The organism is Streptomyces fulvoviolaceus (assembly GCF_000718165.1).
In the GTDB taxonomy this organism is placed as follows: Bacteria; Actinomycetota; Actinomycetes; order Streptomycetales; family Streptomycetaceae; genus Streptomyces; species Streptomyces fulvoviolaceus.
The window spans coordinates 102,155-121,742 of the sequence record NZ_JOEY01000021.1 but is presented as its reverse complement, the minus strand read 5'-3'; the positions used below and the strand labels follow the sequence as shown (position 1 = coordinate 121,742).

General features: G+C 69.8%; 20 protein-coding genes. 4 read left to right on the top strand and 16 right to left on the bottom strand.

Going from position 1 to position 19,588, the window contains the following annotated elements; all coding sequences use genetic code 11:
- Nucleotides 1-10: 10 nt before the first annotated feature.
- Nucleotides 11-2,059, bottom strand: coding sequence for an APC family permease (locus IG08_RS0122970; protein WP_030605589.1), 2,049 nt, complete (start codon nt 2,057-2,059; stop codon nt 11-13).
- 392 nt (nt 2,060-2,451) lie between these two features.
- Between IG08_RS0122970 and IG08_RS0122960 the strand changes: the two genes are divergently transcribed.
- Nucleotides 2,452-3,123, top strand: a complete 672-nt coding sequence (locus tag IG08_RS0122960; RefSeq protein ID WP_030605586.1) for a potassium channel family protein — start codon at nt 2,452-2,454, stop codon at nt 3,121-3,123.
- On the top strand, nt 3,123-3,800 hold the full coding sequence (locus IG08_RS0122955; protein WP_030605584.1) for a potassium channel family protein: 678 nt from the start codon (nt 3,123-3,125) through the stop codon (nt 3,798-3,800). The genes IG08_RS0122960 and IG08_RS0122955 overlap by 1 nt, the downstream gene beginning before the upstream one ends.
- 186 nt (nt 3,801-3,986) lie before the next feature.
- Here the strand turns inward: IG08_RS0122955 and IG08_RS0122950 are convergent, their stop codons facing one another.
- The 9 genes from IG08_RS0122950 to IG08_RS0122910 form a co-directional block, all read right to left on the bottom strand.
- A complete protein-coding gene (locus tag IG08_RS0122950) occupies nt 3,987-4,754 on the bottom strand; it encodes a DUF3159 domain-containing protein (protein WP_030605581.1) in 768 nt (255 codons plus the stop codon).
- A 3-nt stretch (nt 4,755-4,757) separates the two neighbouring features.
- Nucleotides 4,758-5,156: an OB-fold nucleic acid binding domain-containing protein gene (locus tag IG08_RS0122945; RefSeq protein WP_043454926.1), complete on the bottom strand. Its 399-nt coding sequence runs from the start codon at nt 5,154-5,156 to the stop codon at nt 4,758-4,760.
- Between the two features lie 133 nt (nt 5,157-5,289).
- On the bottom strand, nt 5,290-5,973 hold the full coding sequence (locus IG08_RS0122940; RefSeq protein ID WP_030605579.1) for a response regulator: 684 nt from the start codon (nt 5,971-5,973) through the stop codon (nt 5,290-5,292).
- Entirely contained in the window at nt 5,970-8,513 is a 2,544-nt protein-coding gene (locus IG08_RS0122935; RefSeq protein ID WP_030605577.1) for a sensor histidine kinase, read from the bottom strand. Before IG08_RS0122935 ends, IG08_RS0122940 begins: the two co-directional genes overlap by 4 nt.
- A gap of 145 nt (nt 8,514-8,658) precedes the next feature.
- Nucleotides 8,659-9,351, bottom strand: coding sequence for an ABC transporter ATP-binding protein (locus IG08_RS0122930; RefSeq protein ID WP_030605575.1), 693 nt, complete (start codon nt 9,349-9,351; stop codon nt 8,659-8,661).
- A 61-nt stretch (nt 9,352-9,412) separates the two neighbouring features.
- Complete coding sequence (locus IG08_RS0122925) at nt 9,413-10,579, bottom strand: alginate lyase family protein (protein ID WP_030605573.1); 1,167 nt, start codon at nt 10,577-10,579, stop codon at nt 9,413-9,415.
- Nucleotides 10,580-10,752: 173 nt separating this feature from the next.
- Nucleotides 10,753-11,514 (bottom strand): DUF3710 domain-containing protein, encoded by a 762-nt coding sequence (locus IG08_RS0122920; protein ID WP_030605571.1) that lies wholly within the window; start codon nt 11,512-11,514, stop codon nt 10,753-10,755.
- A 1-nt stretch (nt 11,515) separates the two neighbouring features.
- Nucleotides 11,516-12,076: a dUTP diphosphatase gene (dut, locus tag IG08_RS0122915; protein WP_030605568.1), complete on the bottom strand. Its 561-nt coding sequence runs from the start codon at nt 12,074-12,076 to the stop codon at nt 11,516-11,518.
- Nucleotides 12,073-12,657 (bottom strand): PaaI family thioesterase, encoded by a 585-nt coding sequence (locus tag IG08_RS0122910; RefSeq protein ID WP_030605567.1) that lies wholly within the window; start codon nt 12,655-12,657, stop codon nt 12,073-12,075. Before IG08_RS0122910 ends, dut begins: the two co-directional genes overlap by 4 nt.
- Nucleotides 12,658-12,715: 58 nt before the next feature.
- On the opposite strand from IG08_RS0122910, the gene IG08_RS0122905 reads away from it, so the two are divergent.
- Nucleotides 12,716-13,180 carry a DUF3093 domain-containing protein gene (locus tag IG08_RS0122905; protein ID WP_030605565.1) on the top strand — a complete coding sequence of 155 codons (465 nt, stop codon included), beginning with the start codon at nt 12,716-12,718 and terminating at the stop codon, nt 13,178-13,180.
- Nucleotides 13,181-13,263: 83 nt separating this feature from the next.
- Here the strand turns inward: IG08_RS0122905 and IG08_RS0122900 are convergent, their stop codons facing one another.
- The 4 genes from IG08_RS0122900 to IG08_RS0122885 all read right to left on the bottom strand — a co-directional run bounded on the left by IG08_RS0122900 (nt 13,264) and on the right by IG08_RS0122885 (nt 16,780).
- Nucleotides 13,264-14,172, bottom strand: coding sequence for a hypothetical protein (locus IG08_RS0122900; protein ID WP_078655699.1), 909 nt, complete (start codon nt 14,170-14,172; stop codon nt 13,264-13,266).
- Nucleotides 14,173-14,185: 13 nt separating this feature from the next.
- Complete coding sequence (locus IG08_RS0122895) at nt 14,186-14,482, bottom strand: DUF4193 domain-containing protein (RefSeq protein ID WP_005481602.1); 297 nt, start codon at nt 14,480-14,482, stop codon at nt 14,186-14,188.
- A gap of 405 nt (nt 14,483-14,887) precedes the next feature.
- Nucleotides 14,888-16,120 (bottom strand): sensor histidine kinase, encoded by a 1,233-nt coding sequence (locus IG08_RS0122890; RefSeq protein WP_030605559.1) that lies wholly within the window; start codon nt 16,118-16,120, stop codon nt 14,888-14,890.
- A gap of 6 nt (nt 16,121-16,126) precedes the next feature.
- On the bottom strand, nt 16,127-16,780 hold the full coding sequence (locus IG08_RS0122885) for a response regulator transcription factor (protein WP_030605557.1): 654 nt from the start codon (nt 16,778-16,780) through the stop codon (nt 16,127-16,129).
- 417 nt (nt 16,781-17,197) lie between these two features.
- Here IG08_RS0122885 and IG08_RS60710 point away from each other — a divergent pair, with 417 nt between their 5' ends.
- Nucleotides 17,198-17,365, top strand: coding sequence for a hypothetical protein (locus IG08_RS60710; RefSeq protein ID WP_199820890.1), 168 nt, complete (start codon nt 17,198-17,200; stop codon nt 17,363-17,365).
- Nucleotides 17,366-17,476: 111 nt separating this feature from the next.
- On the opposite strand, the gene IG08_RS0122875 is transcribed toward IG08_RS60710, so the two are convergent.
- Both IG08_RS0122875 and IG08_RS0122870 read right to left on the bottom strand, forming a co-directional pair.
- A complete protein-coding gene (locus IG08_RS0122875) occupies nt 17,477-18,292 on the bottom strand; it encodes an inositol monophosphatase family protein (RefSeq protein ID WP_030605556.1) in 816 nt (271 codons plus the stop codon).
- A gap of 8 nt (nt 18,293-18,300) precedes the next feature.
- Nucleotides 18,301-19,428: a ferrochelatase gene (locus tag IG08_RS0122870; RefSeq protein WP_030605553.1), complete on the bottom strand. Its 1,128-nt coding sequence runs from the start codon at nt 19,426-19,428 to the stop codon at nt 18,301-18,303.
- Nucleotides 19,429-19,588: the final 160 nt, after the last annotated feature.

Genomic DNA, 19,588 nt, shown 5'->3' with positions numbered 1-19,588 from the left:
GCCCTCCAGTCTACTTCGGTGCGGACGTCTCCTTCGCCCGCTGCTCGGCCGGACCGCGCCGCACCGCACCCGGCGCGTTCCAGTCCTGCCGCTTGCGGGCACGGTTCTTGGCCGCCTCCGAGGACTGCAGCTGGTACGGCACCGAGGTCACCATGACGCCCGGTGTGAACAGCAGCCGGCCCTTGAGCCGCAGCGCGCTCTGGTTGTGCAGCAGGTGCTCGTACCAGTGGCCGACCACGTACTCGGGGATGATCACGGACACCGCGTCGCGCGGCGACTCCTTCCGCAGCCCCTTCACGTAGTCGATGATCGGCCGCGTGATCTCGCGGTAGGGCGAGTCGAGCACCTTCAGCGGTACGTCGATACCGCGCCGCTCCCACTCCGCGCGCAGCGCCTTGGTCTCGGCCGGGTCGACGTTGACACTCAGAGCCTCCAACGTGTCCGAGCGCATCAGCTTCGCGTAGGCGAGGGCCCGCAGCGCCGGTCGGTGGATCTTGGAGATCAGGACGACCGAGTGGACGCGGGACGGCCGGATGCTGTCGTCGCTCGGGCCCTCGGGGGCGGCGATCTCCTCGGACACCCGGTCGTAGTGCTTACGGATCGCGGTCATCGTCGCGTAGAAGATCACCATGCCGAGCAGCGCGACCCAGGCGCCGTGCGTGAACTTGGTGACGAGGACGACGACCAGGACCAGCCCGGTGAAGAAGGCGCCGAAGGTGTTGATGGCGCGCGAGCGGACCATGTGGCGGCGCTTGGCCTGGTCCCGCTCGGTGGCCAGGTGGCGGTTCCAGTGCCGGACCATGCCGGTCTGGCTGAGCGTGAAGGACACGAACACGCCGACGATGTAGAGCTGGATCAGCCGGGTCGAGTCGGCGCCGTAGATCCACACGAGGAGTGCCGCGGCGCCGGCGAGCAACACGATGCCGTTGGAGAAGGCGAGGCGGTCGCCGCGGGTGTGCAGCTGGCGCGGGAGGTAGCGGTCCTGGGCGAGGATCGAGCCGAGCAGCGGGAAGCCGTTGTAGGCGGTGTTCGCGGCGAGGAACAGCACCAGCGCGGTGGCCGCGGCCAGCACGATGAACAGGAAGCTGCCCTTGCCGAAGACGGCCGCCGCGACCTGGGAGATCACCGGGTTCTGAACGTAGTCGGAGCCGAGCGCGACGCCGTTGTGGATCAGGTCGACGGCCGGGTTCTCGGCCATGCGGACCTTGGTCACCATGGCCAGCGCGATGATGCCGCAGAACATGGTGACGGCGAGCAGGCCCATGGCCGCGAGCGTGGTCGCCGCGTTCTTCGACTTGGGCTTGCGGAAGGCCGGCACACCGTTGGAGATCGCCTCGACGCCGGTGAGCGCCGCACAACCGGAGGAGAAGGCGCGCAGCATCAGGAAGACAAGGGCGAATCCGGCCAGGCCCTGGTGCTCGGCCTTGATCTCGTACCCGGCCGTCGGCGCCCGCATGGTGTCGTCGAGCACCAGCCCGCGGAACGCACCCCACGCGATCATGATGAAGACGCCCGCGACGAAGACGTACGTCGGAATCGCGAACAGCGAGCCCGACTCCTTAACGCCACGCAGGTTCATCAGCGTCAGCAGCACGATCACGGCGATCGCGCACAGCACCTTGTGCTCGACCACGAAGGGGACCGCGGAGCCGAGGTTCTCGATGCCGGAGGCGATGGAGACGGCGACCGTGAGGACGTAGTCGACGAGCAGGGCGCTGGCGACCGTGAGACCCGCCTTGGGCCCCAGGTTGGTGTTGGCGACCTCGTAGTCGCCGCCGCCGCTCGGGTACGCGTGCACGTTCTGCCGGTACGAGGCGACCACCGTGAACATCAGCACCACGACCGCGACGGCGATCCAGGGGCTGAAGTGGTAGGCCGACACGCCCGCGATGGAGAGGACCAGCAGCACCTCTCCCGGCGCGTACGCCACGGAGGACAGCGGGTCGGAGGCGAAGACGGGGAGGGCGATGCGCTTCGGCAGGAGCGTTTCGCCGAGCCGATCACTGCGCAGTGCGCGCCCGATCAGGATCCGTTTGGGCACGTCGGTCAGTTTGGACACAACAGAGGATCGTAGGCGTTCGAACAGGGGACCAACCACCCGCCACCCCCCATCTGCTCTACGGGTGAAAACAGGGGGTCGTGCGGCTGCGGATTCCGCGGGTGGCGCGATGCGCATGCCTATATGACAAAACCCGCCCGTTTTCCCGGCCGTTGCCGCCCCATGGAGGTTCCATGCACGCGACCGCAGAGCTGATCGGCGCCGCCGCCGCCCTCGTCGGCCTCGGAGTCCTGACTCTGGTCAGCGTCCGCAGCATCAGCCGGCGCTGACCCGCGAGCAGGGACGCAACCGTGCACAGGGGTGCCGTCGTCCTACCGCGCGTGTGTAGCTTGGGCCTCGGTCTGAGACCCTGATGTGGCTGAGCAGTAACTCTTGACATCGGAAGGACGGTCGTGCACATCGTCATCATGGGCTGCGGGAGAGTGGGTTCCGCTCTCGCCCAGACCCTGGAGCAACAGGGGCACACGGTCGCCGTGGTCGACCAGGACCCCACCGCCTTCCGACGACTGGGCTCCGGGTTCGGAGGCCGTCGCGTCACCGGGGTCGGCTTCGACCAGGACACCCTGCGCGAGGCGGGCATCGAGGAAGCCGGCGCGTTCGCCGCCGTCTCCAGCGGTGACAACTCGAACATCATCGCCGCCCGCGTGGCCCGCGAGATGTTCGGCATCGAGAACGTCGCGGCCCGTATCTACGACCCCCGCCGTGCCGAGGTCTACCAGCGCCTGGGCATCCCCACCGTCGCCACCGTCCGCTGGACGGCCGACCAGATGCTGCGCCGGCTGCTGCCCTCGGGCGCGGAGCCGCTGTGGCGCGATCCCACCGGCGGCGTCCAGCTCGCCGAGGTGCACACCTCCGCGGCCTGGGTGGGTCAGCGGATCAGCCGGCTCCAGGAGGAGACGGGCGTCCGCGTGGCGTTCCTGACCCGCCTCGGCGAGGCGATCCTGCCCACCTCGCAGACGGTGCTGCAGGAGGGCGACCTGGTCCACGTGATGATGCGCACGGACGAGGTCGACACGGTCGAGGCGTCCTTCGCCAAGGGTCCCGAAGAGGAGGGCGGTCACTGATGAGGGTCGCCATTGCCGGTGCCGGTGCGGTCGGCCGCTCGATCGCGGGCGAACTGCTGGAGAACGGCCACGAGGTCCTTCTCATCGACAAGGCGCCGACCGCCATCTCGGTCGAGCGCGTCCCGCAGGCGGAGTGGCTGCTCGCCGACGCCTGCGAGATCACGTCCCTGGACGAGGCGGCGCTCCAGCGCTGCAACGTCGTGATCGCCGCGACCGGCGACGACAAGGTCAACCTGGTCGTCTCCCTGCTGGCGAAGACGGAGTACGGCGTCCCGCGCGTCGTCGCTCGCGTGAACAACCCGAAGAACGAGTGGCTCTTCAACGAGTCCTGGGGCGTGGACGTGGCCGTCTCCACCCCGCGTCTGATGTCCGCCCTGGTCGAGGAGGCGGTGAGCGTCGGCGACCTGGTCCGACTGCTCCGCTTCAGCCACGGCGACGCGAACCTGGTCGAGCTGACCCTCCCCGAGGAGTCGGCCCTGGCCGGCACCCAGGTCGGCGACGTCGAGTGGCCGGAGGACACGTCCCTGGTGACGATCATCCGCGGCACCCGAGTCCTCACCCCGACCCGGGACGACTCCCTGGAGGCGGGCGACGAACTCCTCTTCGTGGCCGCCCAGGCCCGCGAGGAGCAGCTGGAGGACCTGCTGTCGGTGCGCCGGGAGGACGCGGCGAGCTGAGCCTTTCAGGAATTACGACGGCAAAGGGCGCCCTGGAATCCCAGGGCGCCCTTTCCCACTCAGCCCGTCCGGCGCTTGAGGACGAGGCCGTCCAGGCCGAATGCGGGGGTCTGGGGGCGGCAGCCCCCAGGGATGGGAATGGGAAGGGGCGGCGGGGGCGAAACAACCCGACACCGCCGCCGGGTACTACGCCTCCCGACGGTGCCGCCGCCCACCCGCAGCCTCACCAAGCTCCGCCGCCAGCGCGGCCTTCCGCTCCTCCTCGGCCTTCTCCTCCGCCTCCATCTCCGCGAACACGTCGATGGGAGCCGGCGCCTTCGCGAGGAAGACCCAGGTCAGCCAGACGGCGAGCAGGAAGGGCGGGATCTTGAGGGTGACCAGGACCCAGCCGAGCTGGGCGGTGTTGGCCCACCAGTACAGCGGGAAGAGGATCGCGCACTTGGCGAGCAGGATCGCGCCCCAGGCGTAACTGGCCTTGGCATACGCCTTCTTGCGGCCCGGGTTGCGGGTGCGCCAGGAGAGGTTCTCCTTGAAGACCGGACCGAGGATGAGACCGATCAGCGGGACGCCGCACAGGGTCGTGATGATGTACGCGAGTCCCAGACCCAGCGTGTAGAGCATGCCGGGCAGGTAGAAGTCCTTGGCGTTGCCCGTCATCATCGCGAAGACGACGCCGAAGGCGACACCGAAGACACCGCTGAAGGCGTGCTTGACGGTGTCCCGCATCACCAGGCGGACCACGACCAGCAGCAGGGACACCGCTAGCGCGGCGATCGCCGACAGGTGCAGGTCCTTGTTGATCGTGAAGATGGTGACGAAGAGGAGGCCGGGCAGCACCGTCTCGACCATGCCCCGCACGCCGCCGAACGCCTCGAACAGCGCGGCCTCGGTCACCGCCCGGGCATCCCGCGCGGCTTCTTCGGTCTCTTCGGTCGGCTTGTCGAGCGACGTCACCGGCTACTCCCGTCCGAGGGGTCTCAGTTCGTATTTCGGATTGAACAGCACGCGGCGGCCCCGGCTCATCGAGATCCGGCCCGATGCGATCAGCTTGCGCCCCGGCTCTATCCCCACGATGGAGCGTCTGCCGAGCCACACCACGTCCAGGGCGGCGGAGCCGTCGAACAGCTCGGCCTCCAGGGCCGGGACTCCCGCACGCGGCCGCAGGGTGACCGTGCGCAAGGTACCAGTAACGGTCACGACCTGGCGGTCGTGGCAGTCGCCGATCCGCGTGCAGCCCGCGGTCTCGGTGTCCTCCCGCAGCTCCTCGGACTCCAGGTCCTCCTGCGACGAGGAGAGCCGGTCGAGCATGCGCCGGAACCGGCCCACCGGCTTCTCGGAACGAGGGACAGCACTCATGTCTGAAAGCGTACCGGGGCCCGCCGACAGCTTCGTACCCAAGGCACTGACGTTCGAACCGGTACCCCATCCCGGCTCCGTGATGCTGCATCTCCCGGGGGGACACCCCCCGGACCCCCGGCCGACCCACAGCTCACTTCTCAAATCGGTAGCCCATCCCCGGCTCCGTAATGAAGTGCTTCGGATGCGACGGGTCCGCCTCCAGCTTCCTTCTGAGCTGCGCCATGTAGACCCGCAGGTAGTTCGTCTCCGTCCCGTACGACGGCCCCCACACCTCCTGGAGCAGCTGCTTCTGGCTGACCAGCCGGCCGGTGTTGCGCACCAGCACCTCCAGCAGATGCCACTCCGTGGGCGTCAGCCGCACGTCCCTGCCGTCCCGGTGCACCTTCTTCGCCGCCAGGTCGACGGTGAACCCGTCGGTCTCCACCAGGACGTCGTCCTCGCCGCCCCCGGTGGGCTCGGCGCGGCGGACGGCGGCCCGCAGGCGGGCCAGCAGCTCGTCCATGCCGAAGGGCTTGGTGACGTAGTCGTCGGCGCCCGCGTCCAGCGCCTCGACCTTCTCGTCGGAGGAGTGCCGGGCGGACAGCACCAGGATCGGCACGCGGGTCCAGCCGCGCAGGCCCCTGATCACCTCTACGCCGTCCATGTCGGGCAGACCCAGGTCGAGGACCACCACGTCGGGATGGCGGGCGGCGGCGAGCTGGAGGGCGGTGGCGCCGTCGTGCGCCGCGTCGACCTCGTACTTGCGCGCCCTGAGGTTGATCACGAGGGCGCGCACGATCTGCGGCTCGTCGTCGATCACGAGCACCCGGGTCATGTGACCTGCCTTTCGGGTTCCGCTGGGTGGAGAAGCTCCGGGCGCGGTCCCGCCGCACGGAGCGTGAGCACCATGGTGAGGCCGCCGCCGGGCGTGTCCTCGGCGTTGAGGGTGCCGGACATGGCCTCGGCGAAACCGCGGGCGACCGCGAGGCCGAGACCGACTCCGGCACCGCGCGGGGCGTCGCCGTAGCGCTGGAAGGGCGCGAAGATACGCTCCTTGGCCTCGTCGGGGACGCCGGGCCCCTGGTCGACCACGCGCACCTCGACCCGGTCGGCGATGGCACTGGCCGAGACCAGGACCTGCACTCCCCCAGGGCTGTACTTGACGGCGTTCTCGACCAGGTTGGCCACGGACCGCTCGAGGAGCCCGGGGTCCACGGCCACCATGGGCAGGCTCTCCGGGATGTCCAGCTCCACGCTGTCCTCGGGCACCCCGCCGAGCGCCATCGGCACCACCTCGTCGAGGTCGATCTCCCGGATCAGCGGCGTGACGGTACCGGTCTGCAGCCGGGACATGTCGAGCAGGTTGCCCACCAGGTGGTCGAGCCGGTCGGCGCCTTCCTCGATGCCCTCCAGGAGCTCGGCCTGGTCCTCCTCCGACCACGCCACGTCGTCGGACCGCAGACTCGACACGGCCGCCTTGATCCCGGCCAGCGGTGTCCGCAGATCATGGCTTACGGCGGCCAGGAGCGCCGTACGGATCCGGTTGCCCTCGGCCAGCGTGCGGGCCTGGTCGGCCTCCTCCTGCAGCCGGCTGCGGTCAAGGACGACCGCGGCCTGGGCGGCGAAGGCGGCCAGCACTCGCTGGTCCTCGGCGGGCAGGACCCGGCCGGTCAGCGCGAGCGCCATGTGGTCGCCCACCGGCATGTCCACGTCGGCGTCCTCCGGCCGCGCCACAGCCGGCCCGAGGCCCGCCCGGCCCGCGCAGGTCCACGGGTCGACGTCGCTCTCCCGCTCCAGCAGGGCCGCCGACTCCATGCCGAAGGTCTCCCGGACCCGCTCGAGGAGCTCCTCCAGGCCGGTCTCGCCGCGCAGCACGTTGCCCGCGAGGAAGGACAGGATCTCCGACTCGGCACGCAGCCGGGCCGCCTGGTGGGTTCGGCGGGCGGCCAGGTCGACGACGGACGCCACCGAGACGCCGACGCCCACGAAGATCGCGATGGCGACGATGTTCTTCGGGTCGGCGATGGTCCAGTGGTGCAGGGGCGGTGTGTAGAAGTAGTTCAGCAGCAGGGAGCCCACCGCCGCCGAGGCCAGCGCGGGCAGCAGCCCGCCGAGCAGGGCCGCCGCCACGGTGACCGTCAGGAACAGCAGCATGTCGTTGGCGAGGCCGAGGTGCACGGTGTTGAGCAGCACCGCCAGGACCGCCGGGCCGGCCACGCCGACCAGCCAGCCCCACACGACCCGCGACCGCCCGAGCCGCGCGCCCCGGGCGACGGGCAGCCCACGCCCCTTGGCGACCTCGTCGTGGGTGACGATGTGCACGTCGAGGTCGGACCCCGACTCCCGGGCCACGGTGGCGCCGACGCCGGGTCCGAAGACGTACTGCCAGGTCTTGCGGCGCGAGGAGCCGAGGACGATCTGGGTGGCGTTCACACCGCGGGCGAAGTCCAGCAGCGCGGCCGGTATGTCGTCCCCGATCACATGGTGGAAGGTGCCGCCCAGGTCCTCGACGAGGGTCCGCTGGACGGCCAGTTCCTTGGGTGAGGCGGAGGTCAGGCCGTCGCTGCGGGCTATGTAGACCGCGAGCACCTCGCCTCCGGCGCCCTTCTCGGCGAGCCGCGCGGCCCGCCGTATCAAGGTCCGTCCCTCCGGACCGCCGGTCAGCCCGACCACGATCCGCTCCCGCGAACCCCAGATCTTCGACACCCGGTGGTCGCTGCGGTACTGCTTCAGGTACTCGTCGACCCGGTCCGCCACCCACAGCAGGGCCAGCTCCCGCAGCGCGGTGAGGTTTCCGGGCCGGAAGTAGTTCGAGAGGGCCGCGTCGACCTTGTCCGGCTTGTAGATGTTGCCGTGCGCCATCCGTCGCCGCAGCGCCTGCGGCGACATGTCGACCAGCTCGATCTGGTCGGCCCGCCGCACCACCTCGTCGGGCACGGTCTCCCGCTGCCGTACGCCGGTGATCGATTCGACGACATCGCCCAGCGACTCCAGATGCTGGATGTTGACGGTCGAGACCACGTCGATCCCCGCCGCCAGCAGCTCCTCCACGTCCTGCCACCGCTTGGCGTTCCGGGAGCCGGGAATGTTGGTGTGGGCGAGTTCGTCCACGAGAGCGACCTGGGGGCGCCGGGCGAGGACGGCGTCGACGTCCATCTCGGTGAAGACCGGGCCCCGGTACTCCAGCTCCTTGCGCGCGATCTGCTCCAGACCGTGCAGCATCACCTCGGTACGCGACCTGCCGTGATGCTCCACGAAGGCCACGACACAGTCGGTACCCCGCTCGATCCGACGGTGGGCCTCGGACAGCATCGCGTACGTCTTGCCGACGCCCGGTGCCGCACCGAGGTAGATCCGAAGCTTGCCGCGTCCCATGGGTCCTATTGTCTTCCGGTCACTGTCGCCCACGCAGCGTCGCCACTGCCGTCCACGCAGCGTCGACCTTACGGCCAGCAATCGCGACAAAAAGGGCCGGTAAAGCCCTCACGGCCGTCTTTGACGCAACCCTGACGCCCGGGCTTCAGTCCCCGACGATCTCCCCGTCGCCCAGCTCCAGCACCCGGTCGGCCAGGTCGAGCAGGGTCGCGTCGTGGGTGGCCACGAGCGCGGTGACGTTCTCGCTGCGCACGACGGCCCGCAGCAGCTCCATCACGGCATGGCCGGTCTCCGCGTCCAGCTGGCCGGTCGGCTCGTCGGCGACAAGGAGCGAGGGGTTGTTGGCGAGGGCGCGGGCGATGGCGACGCGCTGCTGCTGGCCGCCGGAGAGTTCGCCGGGGCGCTGCTTCGCGTGGTCGGCGAGGCCGACCAGGGACAGCAGCAGCTCGACGCGCTCCTCACGCGCGCGTGCCTCGACCCGGCGCAGCCGCATCGGGACGCCGACGTTCTCGGCGGCGGTGAGGATCGGGATGAGTCCGAAGGACTGGAAGACGAAGCCGATACGGTCCCGGCGCAGCGCGAGCAGACCGTCCTCGTCCAGCTCGGCGAGGTCGAGCCCGTCCACCACGACCCGCCCCCCGTCCGGTGCGTCGAGCCCGCCGACGATGTTGAGGAGCGTCGTCTTCCCGGATCCCGAACGCCCCTTGAGGGCGACCAGTTCACCGCGCGGCACCTCGAAGGAGACACCGCGCAGAGCGTGCACGGCGGCGGCTCCGTCCCCGAACGACTTGTGGATGTTCTCGACCCGCACCATGGTCTCGGTGACCACCTGAGTCATACGCCCTCCCCCGTGAACCGGGCGCCAGTATCCCCACCGGGCGCCCGGCACTTCAACGGTTTCAGCTCGGGTTGTCCCCGTGGGTGAGCGTCTCCCAGGCCACGAAGAGATTGTTGCTGCCGGCCGGGCGGTTCCGCTCGGTCAGCGTCTGCGTATTAGTCATGGGCATGCCAAGCCTATGGTGCAAGGCGTTGTACCCGACCTCGGTGACCGGCCCGAGCCCGGGCTTCAGCGACCCGCCGCACAGCCAGCTCGGCACGGCCGTCCCCAGCTCGTACCTGGCCTGGAACCCGAGCGCCTGCCGCAGCCGCTCGCCCACGTCGGTGCCGTACAGGTCCTGCCCCTGTATACGGCTCGTCTCGGCGACGTGCGAGATCGCGGAGATGCCGTACCCGGTGTGCGTGAGGTCGCGACAGGTCTCCTGGGTGAGTCCGGTGACGAAGGTGGACTGGCCCTGCCAGTAGGCGACGACCTTCGCCCTGGTGTCGAGGTTCTGGCTCGGCACGGTCTTCGGCAGGTCTCCGTCGGAGGCGAGGTAGACGTAGGCGGCGGTGCGGGTGCGGAACTTCGCCATGGCCTTGTCGTACGACGTCTTGTCCTCCAGGAAGACGGAGATGCCTACGGCCGCCTCCATCATCGACAGCTCCCAGTTGCCGTTGGAGTTCGAGCCGTTGATCACCTCGGGCAGGTAGACGTTCCGGAGCATGGTCGCGAAGCGCCCCGAGTTCGACCAGCCGCCCGGGTACGTGTACTTGATGATCTCGGCGGCCCGGGGCCAGGTGGAGCCGGCCCAGCCGGTCTGCAGGGGCGCGTTGCTGTTGGTGTGGTCCGTGATGACGGCGGACCAGGCGTCCATCAGCTGAATGGCCTTCTTGGCGTACCGCTCGTCCCGGGTGACGTACCAGGCGAGGGCGTCGGTGTAGGCGGCGATCGCGTCCTCGCGCTCGTCGGTGCAGCCGTAGTTGGGGTTCGAGTACGAGCCGCACTCGACGACCGCACGGGGCTTGGGCGTGCGGTTCAGGTCGGCGTACTTGCTCGCCAGCATCCGGTCGAAGGCGCCCTTCCAGGGCTGGGCGCCGGCGTTGACCTTGGTGCGGGCGAAGTCCAACTGGCCCTGGGAGACGGTGACTCCGGGGTGGACGAAGGTGGCGGGGGCGGCCTCGGCGGGCCAGGCGAGAGCACCGGCGACGAGGGCTGCGGCGGACGCGAGGAGTGCGGTTCTGTGCATGCGTGGGGGGCCTTTCGTTCCTGTATGTGAACGGAAAGCGCCTTTATGAACAGAGGCGTTGAGCGGAGACCGTAGGTACAGACCAATGCACCGTCAAGGGTCCACGCACGAAAACACGGGCATGACAAAGGGCCGCACCCCGTAACAGGGGTACGGCCCTCTCTGTCGTACGGCTAGCGAACCTCGGTGATCTCCGGTCCACGCTGCAACTGCCCCATGCCACCGGAGAAGCGAGAGCCCTCGTCCTCCTGCTGGACACCCTCGGGGACCATCTGCGCGTCGTTCGGCAGCTTCAGGACGATCGGGTCGCGAGGAGCCATCGGGCCCTCGCCGCGGACCACGACCGTGTCCCGGAAGATCTGCTCCAGCAGGCCCGCGGCCTGCGGCTGGACCGCGCCCTGACCCGAGATCACACCGCGCAGGAACCAGCGCGGACCGTCCACACCGACGAACCGCACGACCTGGAAACCGCCCGTGCCGTCCGGCAGCTGCACCGGAACCTGGGCCCTGAGCTCCCAGCCCAGCGGACCCTCGACCTCGTCGACGATGCCGCCCTGCTGGGTGATGCCGGAGCCGATCTCCTCGCGCACCTCGCCCCAGATGCCCTCGCGCTTGGGAGCGGCGAAGGCCTGCAGCTGGATGGCGCTGTCCTTGAGGACGACGGTGGCCGCGACGATCGCGTCGCCCGCGACCTCGACCCGCAGCTCCATGCCGTCGACGCCGGGCACGAAGATCCCGCCCAGGTCCACACGGCCCTCGGCGGGGTCGCGCACCTCGGTGTCGTCCCAGGGCCCGTCGGGCCGCGGCTCGGGCTCGAGCCTCACACGCTCGCGCTCGCCCTCTTCGTCCGCCTCAGTGTCGACACTGTCGACGACCTGCTCGGCCTCGCCGGCCGCGTCCTCGGCGGCACCCTTCTTCTTGCGACGTCCGAACACGTCACTGTCCTTCCCGGTCGGATACGACCGAAGCGTATCGATTCCCACCCGCTGTGCCGCCGACAGCGGCCTGACCGCTGGTGCCGCCCCCGTCGCCCACGGCGGCGTGGCCACCGGTGGACCCGAAGCCCCCCTCGGCCCGCGCCGAGTCGGGAAGTTCCGCGACCTCCTGGAAGCGGACCCTCTCGACCTGCTGGACGACCAGTTGGGCAATCCGGTCGAAGCGCTCGAACCGCACCGACTCGTGCGGATCGAGATTCACCACGATCACCTTGATCTCCCCACGGTACCCGGCATCAACCGTCCCCGGGGCATTCACGAGAGCGACACCGCAGCGGGCGGCGAGGCCGGATCGGGGGTGCACGAAGGCCGCGTACCCCTCCGGGAGCGCGACAGACACCCCCGTGGGCAGTACGGCCCGCTCCCCGGGCTTCAGTTCACGGCTCTCGGTGGTGCGCAGATCGGCTCCCGCGTCGCCGGGGTGCGCGTACGACGGAAGCGGTACGTCGGGGTCGACGCGCCGGATCAGCACGGCGAGTTCTCGACGGGGGGCACGGCTCACGGGTTCACCTCGAAGGCACGGGTACGCCGGACCTGGTCCGGGTCGTTCATGGCGGCCCGGATCTCCTCCGGGCGGCCGTTGTCGATGAAGTGGTCGACCTTCACCTCGATGAAGAGGGCGTCGGCGCGGACGGCGACGGGCCCGTCGGGGCCGCCGATCCGGCCGGTGGCGGTCGAGTAGATCTTGCGCCCGGCGACGGCCGTCACCTCGGCCTCCAGATACAGCACCGTGCCCACGGGGACAGGCCGTACGAAGTCGGTCTCCAGCCGTCCCGTCACCGCGATCGTGCGCAGCAGCCAGTTCAGCGAGCCGAGGGTCTCGTCGAGAGCGGTCGCGAGGACGCCGCCGTGCGCGAGGCCGGGAGCGCCCTGGTGGGCGGGCCGCACGGTGAACTCGGCGATGACCGACACCCCTTCGCCGGCCCGGGCCTCCAGGTGCAGCCCGTGGGGCTGCTCGCCGCCACAGCCGAAACACTGCTCGTAGTGCGCACCGAGCAGCTCACCGGGCACGGGGGCGTCAGGGTGACGCACCGGTTTCACGGCGTCGGCGGGAGGCTCAAGAGCAGCGGAATTACGACTCACAGCCGCAGACCTTACCCGCGCGTCGGCGGCAACCGGACACCGTGCCAAGCTTGGCTTCATGCAGCCCCACGCCACCCCGTACGAAGAACGCCTCACCGCCCCCCGCTCCTGGTGGCTGATCTCCTTCCTGGTCGGGTTCGCGCTGGCGTTGATCCTGCTGCCCTTCGGCACCCTGCCGATGCTCGGCGGTCTGGCCGGCGGCACCGCCGCGGCGGCGGTCGTGGCCAGCTCCTACGGCTCGATGCGCATCCGCGTCGTGGGGGACTCGCTGATCGCCGGCGAGGCGAAGATCCCGGTGTCGGCCCTGGGCGAGGCGGAGATCCTGGACCCGGAAGAGGCCCGCGCCTGGCGCATGCACAAGGCCGACGCCCGCGCCTTCATGCTGCTGCGCGCCTACATCCCCACCGCGCTGAAGGTGGAGGTCACGGACCCGGACGACCCGACGCCGTACCTGTACCTGTCGACGCGGGAGCCGGAGCGACTGGCGGACGCACTGAAGGCGGCTCGGACCGCCGCGGCGTAGAACGTTTGCGCAGGGCTTCACCCGGCGGGTGAAGCCCGAAGTCTCACGGAAGTCTTACCGGAGTCAGCGCCCGATCACCCGGGTCAGGGCCCGAGCTCCTTCGCGATGTCTCCCAGCTCCAGCGGATCCGCCGGGCGCTCCAGCGCCGGCAGTTCGGGCAGCGCGTCCCACGGCACCTGGACCTTGCGCAGGTCCGCCCGGATCCGGTCCGCGAGTTTCCTCGTGTCCCGACGGTTCATGACCGCTCCCACGGCCGCGCCCACCATGAACGGCATCAGGTTCGGCAGGTTGCGGACCGTCCGCTTCATGATCTGCTGACGCAGCTGCTGCTTCATGTGGCTGTTGAGCGTCGTGCTCACCGTCGACGGCTTCTTCACGTCGATCCCGCGCTCCCCCGACCAGGAGTTCAGGTACGCGGTGCTGCGCTGCTTGAGGTTGCCGGGCGGGCGTACGCCGTAGACCTCGTGGAGTTCGGCGATCAGCTTCAGCTCGATCGCCGCCACGCCGGTGATCTCGGCGGCCAGTTCCGTCGGCATCGCCGGCGGCACGGGCAGCATCGCCGCCGCTCCGATCCCGGCTCCGACCGTCGCCGTGGCGCCACAGGCGCCCGTCACGAGCTTGTCGGCGAGTTCCTCGGGTCCCTGGCCCGGGAACTGTCTGCGGAGCGCCTCGAGGTCCCTCACGGGGATTCTCGGGGCGTTCTCGATGATCCGGTCGGCGAGGTACGCCAGGCCTGCCCTGGCGCGGCTGCCGCTCTTGCGGACGCCTTCCCTGGCCTTGTCCCGGATAGCCGCCACACGCCGCCTTGCGACGGGTGCGGGCGTCTGTGTCGGCGCCGGGGGGTCAGCCCGGGCGGCCGCCGGTTCGAGCGAGGCTCCCGTACCGGGCGAGCCCCGCTCGTCGTCACGCGCGCCGTGAGGGTCGTCGAGCGGCCCTTGGTCCGCCTTCCCCAGGGAAAGACGGCGCTTCCGGGGAGGGGTCGAGCCAGTCACGGCCGACCCGTCCTCAGTCGCAGTCGCGGCAGATCGGCTGGCCGTTCTTCTCGCGGGCCAGCTGGCTGCGGTGGTGCACCAGGAAGCAGCTCATGCAGGTGAACTCGTCCTGCTGCTTGGGCAGTACCCGGACGGCCAGCTCCTCATTGGAGAGGTCCGCTCCGGGCAGTTCGAGGCCTTCGGCGGCCTCGAACTCGTCGACGTCCACTGCGGAGGTCGACTTGTCGTTCCTACGGGCCTTGAGCTCTTCAAGGCTGTCCGAGTCGACGTCGTCGTCGGTCTTGCGTGGGGTGTCGTAATCCGTTGCCATGTCGCTCTCCCCCTCTGGGTGTCTGCGGTGTCTCCAGCGCACGTAACGCGTGAGAGGCCGGACTTGTGCCCGACCTGAGGCGGAGATTTTGCCTCACATCAAGGTCTGTTACTCAATCGACACCCAACCGGACTCCTCTTGAGTGATCGGGTTGGATGGCGATCGGGACCGTACACGGTCCGAATCCCGCACTTCAAAGGCGTCTCACCGTGTACTTCCCGTGATCAAGACCCTCGAAAACCCGGATTTTTCCGGCTTTCCGATAGGGTGCATGATCACGGAGAGTAGATGGCCGGAAATTCTCCCTTGTGATCGATCACACACGGAACTGTCCACTTGGCGCCCCGAAAATTCCGCGCAAAGCGAACATCCCAGTATGTCGACCCCAGTGCGGGGGCCATGATCTCAGACCGGCAGGGTTACCCGCATCTCGAGCCCACCCCCCTCACGGGGCGTCGCCGAGATGTGCCCGCCGTGCGCCCGGGCCACGGACCGGACGATGGACAGACCGAGGCCGACGCCCTTGTCGCTGCCCGTACGCTCCGTGCGCAGCCGCCTGAACGGCTCGAAGAGATTGTCGATCTCGTACGCCGGCACGACCGGGCCCGTGTTCGACACGACCAGGACCGCCTGGCCGTGCTGGACGTCCGTGGTGACCTCGACCCAGCCGCCCTCCGGCACGTTGTACCGCACGGCGTTCTGGACGAGGTTCAGGGCGATCCGCTCCAGCAGCACGCCGTTGCCCTGGACGACCGCGGGTTTCTGGTCGCCGCGGATCACCACGCCCTTGGCCTGCGCCTCGGCGTGCACCTGGTCGACGGCCTGCTCGGCGACCTCGGCGAGGTCGACCGGCTTGCGCTCGACGATCTGGTTGTCGCTGCGGGCCAGCAGCAGCAGCCCCTCGACGAGCTGCTCACTGCGCTCGTTGGTGGCCAGCAGCGTCTTGCCGAGCTGCTGCAGCTCCATCGGCGCGCCCGGATCGGACAGGTGCACCTCGAGGAGCGTGCGGTTGATCGCGAGCGGTGTCCTCAGCTCGTGCGAGGCGTTGCCGACGAACCGCTGTTGGGCCGTGAACGCCCGCTGGAGGCGCTCCAGCATGTCGTCGAAGGTGTCGGCCAGTTCCTTGATCTCGTCGTCCGGGCCGTCCAGCTCGATACGGCGGGACAGGTCCGAGCCCGCCACCGCGCGCGCGGTGCGCAGGATGCGGCCGAGCGGCGAGAGGACACGGCCGGCCATCGCGTACCCGAAGGCGAAGGCGATGATCGCGAGGCCGAGCAGGGCCAGCAGCGAGCGGCTGAGCAGGTTGTCCAGGGCGTGCTGGCGCTGCTGGCCGACACAGGCGCTCATCGCGCTGTTGAACACGTCGGGCGAGGCCTTGGAGGGCAGGTCGCAGATGTCGCTGGTGACCGTCCCCTCGGTGATCTTGAAGGGCAGGTCACTGCCCACGTTCAGCGCCTGGGCGGCCAGCAGGTAGATGATCGACAGCAGCAGAATGCCGGCGATCAGGAACATGCCGCCGTACAGCAGCGTGAGCCTTATGCGGATGGTCGGGCGCAGCCACGGGAAGGGGGGCTGCACCCGACGCGGGTCCCAGGTCGGTTTCGGAGGCGCCTGAGGCGGCGCGGGTGCGGCGGCCACAGCCGATCAGATCCGGTAGCCGGAGCCGGGCACGGTGACGATGACCGCCGGCTCGCCCAGCTTGCGGCGCAGGGTCATGACCGTCACCCGCACGACGTTGGTGAACGGGTCGGTGTTCTCGTCCCAGGCCTTCTCCAGCAGTTGCTCCGCGGAGACGACCGCGCCCTCGCTGCGCATCAGCACCTCCAGGACGGCGAACTCCTTCGGCGCGAGCTGCACCTCCTTGCCGTCCCGGAAGACCTCGCGGCGGTTGGGGTCGAGCTTGATGCCGGCGCGTTCCAGGACCGGCGGCAGCGGCACGCTGGTGCGCCGGCCGAGGGCACGCACGCGTGCCGTCAGCTCGCTGAACGCGAAGGGCTTGGGCAGATAGTCGTCAGCGCCGATCTCCAGGCCCTCGACACGGTCGCTGACATCGCCGGACGCCGTCAGCATCAGCACGCGCGTGGGCATGCCGAGTTCGACGATCTTGCGGCAGACGTCGTCGCCGTGCACGAGCGGGAGGTCACGGTCGAGGACGACCACGTCGTAGTCGTTGACGCCGATGCGTTCCAGGGCGGCCGCACCGTCGTACACGACGTCGACGGCCATGGCCTCCCGGCGCAGTCCGGTGGCCACCGCATCGGCGAGCAGTTGCTCGTCCTCGACGACGAGTACGCGCACGTCGCTTGTCCTTCCTGTGTCCACCCGCGTAGCGCCTCTCGGGCAGGCGCGGGCAGGGGGTTTGGTGAGTGTGTTGACCTCCATCCTGCCCTTTTCGGCCATAAGTCGGCTGTAAGACGGGGACGCGGAGTCTGAAGGACAGGTGAGAGAGCGGGAATGCGGGATTTTCTCCGGCGGTTGAGGTTTCCGTGGAAGGGAGCGGGGGGAGGACGGCTTTACACCCCGCGATCACGCTCTGCTTGTGCCGCACCACCATGCGGTACGTCGCGATCCGCTTCCGCAGAGCGGGCGTGGGTGTCCGGCACCGTCGCCGCCCAGCACCGGGCAGCGCTGGGCACCCATTGGAGACGTGATCGCCCCTTCCGAACGGCACACCCCCGTGCCATCGACCCACGACCCAGGACGAGGGGGCGCAGCATGGACGCATTCACCGCAGGACTTCTGCAGCGCATAAGGGCGACCGAGACCGACCTGACCCGGGCTCGCGACGAGGGCGACGACTTCCTCGTCGAGGTGGAACAGGCCGAGCTCGACGACCTGCGCCGCCTCGCCGCCGAGCACGGTGTGGAGGTCGGCGCGTTCTAGCGTCTGTACAGCTCGTTTGTACGGCCCTTGCTTGACCGGTATGACAGCGGGACCCGGTGAATCCAGCACCGGGTCCCGCTTGTTTTTGCCGTTCTGCCGACCGCCGACCGCTCAGTCGTGCCAGGCGCCGAAGTCCTCCAGGAGCTGCTGGAGGGGCTCGAAGACGCCGGGGGTGGCGGCCACCGTCAGATGGTGTGCGGGGCGCTCTCCGGGGCGTCCACCGGTCAGGGCGCCCGCCTCACGGGCGATCAGGTCGCCCGCCGCGAGGTCCCAGGGGTGCAGACCGCGCTCGTAGTAGCCGTCGAGGCGGCCCGCGGCCACGTCGGACAGGTCGACCGCCGCGGAGCCGCTGCGGCGGATGTCGCGCAGGAGGGGGATGAGCCTCTGGGCCACGTCGGCCTGGTGCGCGCGGACCTCGGAGACGTAGTTGAAGCCCGTCGAGACCAGGGCCTGGTCCAGGGGCGGGGCAGGGCGGCAGGCGAGTGCGCGCTCGCCCTCCCAGGCCCCTGTGGCCCAGGCGCCCGCGCCGCGGACCGCGTGGTACGTCTCGCCCCGCATCGGGGCGTAGACCACCCCGACGATGGTCTCGCCGTCCTGCTCGGCCGCGATGGAGACGGCCCAAGTGGGCAGTCCGTACAGGTAGTTGACCGTGCCGTCGAGCGGGTCGATCACCCAGCGGACACCGGAGGTGCCCTGGACGGAGGCGCCCTCCTCGCCGAGGAAGCCGTCGTCGGGGCGGTGTGCGGAGATCAGGTCGGTGATCAGTTTCTCCGCCGCGATGTCCATCTCGGTCACGACGTCGATGGGGCTCGACTTGGTGGCGGCCACCGCCAGGTCGGCCGGGCGCCCGTCGCGCAGGAGTTCGCCGGCGCGGCGGGCGGCCTCCTGGGCCAGCTTCAGCAGTTCCTGGTGCAGGGGGTCGGTCACGGGGCTCCTCACGCGTACGGGCTGTCGGCGCCCGCGGCTGCGGGGCGGGGGGCGCGGGCGGGACAGCAGCCGACCGGGCAGAGGTTGTGGTCCGCGCCGAGGGCACCCAGGGCGCAGGGGGTGACCTCCTGGCCGCGCTCGACCGACGCGCGCTCCAGGACCAGGTCGCGGATCGCGGCGGCGAAGCGCGGGTCGGCTCCGACCGTGGCCGACCGGCGCACTGGCAGGCCCAGTTCCTCGGCCTTGGCCTTGGCCTCGGTGTCGAGGTCGTAGAGGACCTCCATGTGGTCGGAGACGAAGCCGATGGGGGCCATCACGACCGCGGGGACGCCGGACTCGTGCCGCTCCTCCAGGTGGTCGCAGATGTCGGGCTCCAGCCACGGGATGTGCGGGGCGCCGGAGCGCGACTGGTAGACGAGCTGCCAGGGGTGGTCGACGCCGGTGCGCTCGCGGACGGCGTCGGCGATGCATTGGGCGACGTCCAGGTGCTGCTTCACGTACGCGCCGCCGTCGCCGTGATCCTCCACCGGGCCGGAGCTGTCCGCGGACGCGTTCGGGATCGAGTGGGTCGAGAAGGCGATGTGGGCGCCGTCGCGGACGTCCTCGGGGAGGTCGGCGAGGGACTCGAGCACGCCGTCGATCATCGGCTCGAGGAAGCCGGGGTGGTTGAAGTAGTGCCGCAGCTTGTCGATCTTCGGCAGCTCGAGGCCCTCGGCCTCCAGGACGGCCAGCGAGTCGGCGAGGTTCTCGCGGTACTGGCGGCAGCCCGAGTAGGAGGCGTAGGCGCTGGTGGCGAGGACCAGGATGCGGCGGCGGCCGTCGGCGACCATCTCGCGCAGGGTGTCCGTGAGGTAAGGGGCCCAGTTGCGGTTGCCCCAGTAGACCGGCAGGTCCACGCCGTGGTCGGCGAAGTCCTTGCGGAGGGCGTCCAGCAGGGCACGGTTCTGGTCGTTGATCGGGCTGACCCCGCCGAACAGGAAGTAGTGCTGCCCGACTTCCTTGAGTCGTTCCTTGGGGATGCCGCGCCCGCGCGTCACGTTCTCCAGGAACGGGACCACGTCGTCGGGGCCTTCCGGGCCGCCGAACGAGAGCAGGAGCAGGGCGTCGTAGGGGGTGGCATCGAGCGCGTCTCGCATGGGTCGATCCTGTCATCCGGTACTGACAGGCGGGAAACGGTGGGGTGACCACCCGGGTTCCCGGACTGCCCGAGCAGGTGCGTTAGGGTCACCTCACTCGTAAGCTGTATCAGCCACCTTCACGCCTTACCGAGCCGCCGCTGCTCCCTGTGACCGGAGA

What these genes read in the sequence shown, in the direction of transcription:
- IG08_RS0122955 (WP_030605584.1), top strand. Translation starts at nt 3,123, where the DNA reads ATGAGGGTCGCCATTGCCGGTGCCGGTGCGGTCGGCCGCTCGATCGCG.
- IG08_RS0122945 (WP_043454926.1), bottom strand. Translation starts at nt 5,156, where the DNA reads ATGAGTGCTGTCCCTCGTTCCGAGAAGCCGGTGGGCCGGTTCCGGCGC.
- IG08_RS0122940 (WP_030605579.1), bottom strand. Translation starts at nt 5,973, where the DNA reads ATGACCCGGGTGCTCGTGATCGACGACGAGCCGCAGATCGTGCGCGCC.
- IG08_RS0122935 (WP_030605577.1), bottom strand. Translation starts at nt 8,513, where the DNA reads ATGGGACGCGGCAAGCTTCGGATCTACCTCGGTGCGGCACCGGGCGTC.
- IG08_RS0122930 (WP_030605575.1), bottom strand. Translation starts at nt 9,351, where the DNA reads ATGACTCAGGTGGTCACCGAGACCATGGTGCGGGTCGAGAACATCCAC.
- IG08_RS0122925 (WP_030605573.1), bottom strand. Translation starts at nt 10,579, where the DNA reads ATGCACAGAACCGCACTCCTCGCGTCCGCCGCAGCCCTCGTCGCCGGT.
- IG08_RS0122905 (WP_030605565.1), top strand. Translation starts at nt 12,716, where the DNA reads ATGCAGCCCCACGCCACCCCGTACGAAGAACGCCTCACCGCCCCCCGC.
- IG08_RS0122895 (WP_005481602.1), bottom strand. Translation starts at nt 14,482, where the DNA reads ATGGCAACGGATTACGACACCCCACGCAAGACCGACGACGACGTCGAC.
- IG08_RS60710 (WP_199820890.1), top strand. Translation starts at nt 17,198, where the DNA reads ATGGACGCATTCACCGCAGGACTTCTGCAGCGCATAAGGGCGACCGAG.
- IG08_RS0122870 (WP_030605553.1), bottom strand. Translation starts at nt 19,428, where the DNA reads ATGCGAGACGCGCTCGATGCCACCCCCTACGACGCCCTGCTCCTGCTC.